The following is a 1622-nucleotide window of genomic DNA, read 5'->3' as shown; positions in this document are numbered from 1 at the left end:
GGTGCTGAGCGGGCCGGGGGTGCTGCCGCTGCTGGCCAAGACGGGCGGGACAACTGCGCCACAATTGCCCGCCGCCGCAATTAAGCAGATCCTGCCCAGGGAAAACTCTGGTGAAAACCCCAGCGAAAACCGTCCCCTGATTCCTCCACGGCGAGTTATTCCGGTGGACATTCAAAACCACTGGGCCAAAGACTGCATCACCACCCTGGCTCAGCTGGGCGTTGTCACTCCCGATCGCAGCGGCCTGTTCTACCCTGACGACGATATTTTGTGGGGCGATTACGTGGCCCTGCTCAATCAGATCAATCCTCCCGCCCAGGCGGGCGGCTGGGCCAACCCGCTGGAGCGAGCGCTGGGCCTGGAGACAGCCCCTACGGTGGCAGCACACTACCCCGACCAGTATTTTCAGCGCGATCGCCCCCTGGTACGAGCTGAAGCGATCATGGCCCTGGCCGCTAAGCTGGGGGCCAACTACGAGCTGGCCGCCAATACCCTCATCAACACCAGCCTGGAAGACGGCCCCCAGGTGCCTCAGTACGCTCGCGAAGGCGTTGCTGCCGCCCTCGCCCAGGGCGTGGTGGTGAACTATCCCCAGGCCAATCGCATCAACCCTACCCAGCGGCTGACCCGAGGCGAAGCAGCGGCCCTGGTGTGTGGCGCGGCCTCAAACCCTGCCCTGCGGCGTACCGTTGATCCCGCTTGGGTGGCTCAGGCGCAACCCCCTGCGGTGCCCTCGCCGCTGCGCGAAATGCGCGGCGTGTGGCTGACCAACGTCGACAGCCAGGTGCTCTTCTCGACTGAAGCGCTGCAATCGGCGGTGAACCGCCTGGCCGACCTCAACTTCAACACGCTCTACCCCGTCGTGTGGAACTACGGCCACACCCTCTACCCCAGCGCTACGGCCAAGCGCGAGCTAGGGGTGAGCCAGCACCTCTACGGTGACCTGCGTGCCCCAGGGCCAGCCTCCGAGAGCGATCGCGACATGATGCAGGAGGCGATCGATATGGGCCACGCCCGAGGTATGGCGGTGGTGCCCTGGTTTGAATTTGGCTTTATGGCCCCCGCCAACTACGAGCTGTACCGTCGCCATCCCGACTGGTTTACCCAAAAACAGACCGCCTCGGTTTCGGCCCTGCCCAAGGCGGCAGCCAAACCCTCAGAGTCCGCTAAGCTCGGTGCGCCAGAACGGCTCCAGGCTGGTGATCTGGCCCGCGAAAAGCACCGGGCCAATCAGTGGGTCGCCCAGGTAGATGAATTTCTGCCCGACGACGTACCTCTGGCCGACCCCGGCATCTGGATGGAGGGCAACGTGATTCCGCGCCGCTGGATGAACCCCTTTCATCCCCAGGTGCAGAAGTTTCAGCTCGAAATCATCAATGACTTAGTCACCAACTACGAGATCGACGGCTTTCAGTTTGACGACCACCTGGGCCTGCCGGTCGATTTTGGCTACGACCCCTTCACCATCAACCTTTACCGGGCTGAGCACGGGGGGCAAGCGCCGCCTAGTGACCCGCAAGATGCCGAGTGGATGGCCTGGCGAGCCAACAAAATCTCCGACTTTTTGGCGGAGGTGTACAAGTTGGTCAAGGCCCGCCGCCCCAGTGCCGTGGTGTCAATTT

The 1622-nt window shown here is 63.2% G+C and carries 1 protein-coding gene; it reads left to right on the top strand.

The features are described from left to right. Positions 1 to 1622, top strand: a 1622-nt coding sequence (locus IQ273_RS33040; RefSeq protein ID WP_194027296.1) for a glycoside hydrolase family 10 protein, incomplete at both ends; no start/stop codon positions are given.

This window comes from Nodosilinea sp. LEGE 07298 (genome assembly GCF_015207265.1).
GTDB lineage: Bacteria > Cyanobacteriota > Cyanobacteriia > Phormidesmidales > Phormidesmidaceae > Nodosilinea.
The sequence above is the reverse complement of the archived record's forward strand: the minus strand, read 5'-3'. Positions and strand labels throughout refer to the sequence as shown.